Annotated in this window: 7 protein-coding genes; all 7 read left to right on the top strand. The window is 32.5% G+C overall.

The window, feature by feature from the left end; genetic code table 11:
- Positions 1-834, top strand: an 834-nt coding sequence (locus tag ACVC2P_RS13790) for an FAD-binding domain-containing protein (protein ID WP_452599036.1), incomplete at its 5' end; no start/stop codon positions are given.
- Between the two features lie 116 nt (positions 835-950).
- Complete coding sequence (locus ACVC2P_RS13785; protein WP_452599035.1) at positions 951-1,376, top strand: hypothetical protein; 426 nt, start codon at positions 951-953, stop codon at positions 1,374-1,376.
- Complete coding sequence (locus ACVC2P_RS13780; protein ID WP_452599034.1) at positions 1,351-1,659, top strand: TIGR03643 family protein; 309 nt, start codon at positions 1,351-1,353, stop codon at positions 1,657-1,659. Before ACVC2P_RS13785 ends, ACVC2P_RS13780 begins: the two co-directional genes overlap by 26 nt.
- Before the next feature lie 8 nt (positions 1,660-1,667).
- Complete coding sequence (folE, locus tag ACVC2P_RS13775; RefSeq protein WP_452599033.1) at positions 1,668-2,369, top strand: GTP cyclohydrolase I FolE; 702 nt, start codon at positions 1,668-1,670, stop codon at positions 2,367-2,369.
- Between the two features lie 2 nt (positions 2,370-2,371).
- Positions 2,372-2,593: a hypothetical protein gene (locus ACVC2P_RS13770; protein ID WP_452599032.1), complete on the top strand. Its 222-nt coding sequence runs from the start codon at positions 2,372-2,374 to the stop codon at positions 2,591-2,593.
- 53 nt (positions 2,594-2,646) lie between these two features.
- Complete coding sequence (locus ACVC2P_RS13765) at positions 2,647-3,330, top strand: SDR family NAD(P)-dependent oxidoreductase (protein ID WP_452599031.1); 684 nt, start codon at positions 2,647-2,649, stop codon at positions 3,328-3,330.
- Between the two features lie 69 nt (positions 3,331-3,399).
- On the top strand, positions 3,400-3,805 hold a 406-nt coding region (locus tag ACVC2P_RS13760), incomplete at its 3' end, for a glutathione peroxidase (RefSeq protein ID WP_452599030.1).

Genomic DNA, 3,805 nt, shown 5'->3' with positions numbered 1-3,805 from the left:
CATATTTCTAAACCCATAGAAGCACGAACAGGATGCAGTCGTTTATCGCCATACATTGCTTGGGGAAATTTATCGGTAAGGCAAGTTATTCATAAAGCAATAGAATTAAAAAAATACAGCAAGCATAAACGCCATTTAAATGCATTTATCTCGCGTTTAAGGTGGCAAGCACATTTTATTCAGAAATTTGAAATGGAACACCAAATGGAATTTAATAGTGTAAATAAAGGATACCATAATCTTAATAAACCTGTAAATAAAACCCATCAAGATGCTTGGAAAAACGGACAAACAGGATTCCCTTTAGTAGATGCTTGTATGCGATGCTTAAAAGAGACAGGATATATTAACTTTAGAATGAGAGCTATGGTTGTTTCTATATTTACACATAACTTATGGCAACCCTGGCAAGATATGAGCGAACACTTAGCCTCTTTATTTCTAGATTTTGAGCCTGGCATACACTATCCTCAAATACAAATGCAAGCAGGAGAAACAGGTATTAATATGCTTCGTATTTATAATCCCATAAAAAATAGTATAGAACATGATGCTAATGGTACATTTATAAAAAAATGGGTTCCAGAATTAAAAAATTTAGCACCTCCATTTATACACGAACCGCAAACCATGTCGTACTTCGATCAACAATTAACTGGTTTCCAATTAGGTGTAGATTACCCCTCTCCTATAGTTAACGAAAAACAATCTCGCAAAAAAGCAAGCGATATCCTTTGGAATTTAAAAGACAATGCTTTAGTAAAAAAAGAAGCTTACCGCATACTTAAACGCCACACACTTAGTAATAGAAATCGTATGCTACGAACAGAATAAGCAATACTTATAGACACATAAAATAATAATATGTTAATTTTTGTTTAACTTTATATTGAAATAATTAAACATTTTGTAAATTTGATTTATAACAATGATGTTAACCATATTTTAATTTGATATTAAACACAACACATACAAGTAAAGAAAATAAAGAACTAATAAACGATTTAGTTGGCAAAGCCTTTAGTTTTATAGAAAGTATAAAACGTAGAGGTATTGGGTCTAAACGGATGATTATAGACGAAGTAAGCCCAAACTTAGACCATTACCTTAATAAAATAGCAGATATTAATTATGCCAACATAGAATTGCGTCCAAAAGGCATTTTAATACATATTAATAAAGGCTTACAAAACTATACATGGGCAATTCCCTACTACCAATTAGTAATTTATAAAGTTAATGGTTCTAGTATACATGCACAGGGAAAATTTATTCATTTTAGAAATAATAAAACCTTTAAAGAGAACAAAGTGTTCTTTAATAAACTATTAGAAGAAAAAGTAAAATTTGATGCACAATATAATTTCCAGAGCTAAAGACGACAAAACATTTTCAACAGAAGACATCGATCGTATTATAGAAATGGCTTGGGAAGACCGTACGCCTTTTGATGCAATTACTTTTCAGTTTAATATTAAAGAACAAGAAGTTATAGACATTATGCGTCGCGAATTAAAACAAAGTAGTTTTAAATTATGGCGCGCAAGAGTACAAGGTAGAAAAACAAAACACCAAAGTAAACGTAATTTTGAAAACGCTGGTCGTTTTAAATGCACAAGACAAAAACAAATAACCCACAACAAAATAAGTAAAAGATAAATATTGCTATGAAAAAGACTGATTTAGAAATACTTACCAAAACTAACGGTATTACCCTTAATGGGTTTTCTCATGAAGATATTGGAGACGATCACCTGTACACAGGTATAGATACCCCAATGAGAGCAGATGCTTTTAAGCTTGACGATGAACAGAAAAAAGAAAAAATTGCGGAGTTATTCGGGCAAATAATGGATGTTTTGGGGTTAGATTTAACAGACGATTCGTTAAAAGGAACGCCAAAACGAGTCGCAAAAATGTATGTTGATGAAATTTTTTCTGGATTAAACCCCAATAATATGCCAAAAATTGCTTTATTTGACAATAAGTATCAATATAATCAGATGCTTGTAGAAAAAAATATCACCTTTTATTCTAACTGCGAACATCACTTTGTTCCTATTATCGGTAAAGCTCACGTGGCATACATTTCTTCAGGCAAGGTTATTGGTCTATCAAAGTTAAACCGTATTGTACAATATTTTGCAAAAAGGCCTCAAGTACAAGAACGTTTAACAACTCAAATAGCTAACGAATTAAAAGCAATTCTTAATACAGAAAACGTAGCTGTAATTATAGATGCAAAACATCTATGTGTATCGTCGCGTGGAGTAAAAGACGACACTTCTGCAACTGTAACTTCTTATTATGGAGGCCTGTTTAAAACGCAAGCTAAAATAACTGAATTACAGAATTATTTAAAAAACTGACAATGAACATATTAAAAAGAGCACTAGAGTTTGAGCAAAAAAGCACCTCATTTAAAAGTACAAACGAACGAATTGTAGCATCAAGAGAAGCAAAAGAACTTATTCTAGGCTTGAATGAAATATATAAAGAAAGTAAGGATCCAGAACTTATGGAAGTAATGAAACGCCTTACTGTAATTAAACAAAAAATAGAAAAAAGACTAAAAGGTCGCCCAACATCATAGTAGAATAACGCTATTTTAGCTGAGCTTCTACCTATTCTAACATATTAAAACACATGAAGAATATACTTGTCGTAGGTGGAAGCAAAGGCATTGGTAATGCTATTGTTAACGCCTTGGTTAATGATAATAACATTATTAACATTAGTAGAACCAATCCCGCAATTACACATCAGAACCTAACACACTATACTTGTGATATATTAACTGATGAACTCCCTAAAATAGAGACCTTAGATACCATTATTTATTGCCCTGGCAGCATTAATTTAAAACCAATTTCACGTTTAAGTTTAGAAGACTTTAGAAACGATTTTGAAATAAATGTAGTAGGCGCAGTAAAAAGCATACAAACGTATTTAAAACCTCTAAAAAAGGGAAATGACCCTTCTATCCTACTATTTAGTACAGTAGCCTCTAAACTAGGTATGCCATATCACGCTAGCGTTGCAGCAGCAAAATCTGGTGTAGAAGGCTTAGTAAAATCTCTAGGTGCAGAATTAGCGCCAACCATACGCATTAACGCTATTGCTCCTACCGTAACCGATACAGAATTAGCATCTAAGCTATTACGTAACGAAAAAATGATAGAAAATATCACAGAACGTCATCCCCTTAAAAAATTCCTTAGTCCAGAAGAAGTAGCAAACATGGCCACCTTTTTAACCTCGGATAAAGCTAGTTCAGTTTCAGGACAAATTTTTGAAATGGATTGTGGTATTGTAAGTTTTAAAATATAAAGCTGTAAAATCATTAAAACTTTCTTTTAAACCTTATTAACAAAAGCATCAATTAATAAATAAAACACCATGCAAACGGTATACGATATAAAAATTAACAACTTAACAGGCCAACCTTTAGACCTATCTGCATACAAAGGACAACACATTTTATTTGTAAATGTAGCTTCTAAATGCGGATTTACGCCGCAATACAAAGACTTACAAGGATTAAGTGACACCTATAAAGATAAGTTAACAGTTATTGGCGTACCCTGTAACCAGTTTGGAAAACAAGAACCCGGAAATGCTTCAGAAATAGAACACTTTTGCGAAGTAAACTACGGAGTAACCTTTCCTATTACCGAGAAAATTGAAGTAAAAGGAAGCGGGCAACACCCACTCTATCAATGGTTAACTAAAAAAGAACAAAACGGTGTATCTAACTCCAATGTAAAATGGAATTTTCAAAAATACTTAGTTGATCCAGAAGGAA

It is taken from the genome of Pontimicrobium sp. MEBiC01747, from assembly GCF_053601635.1.
This window is presented reverse-complemented; position numbering and strand designations above follow the sequence as displayed.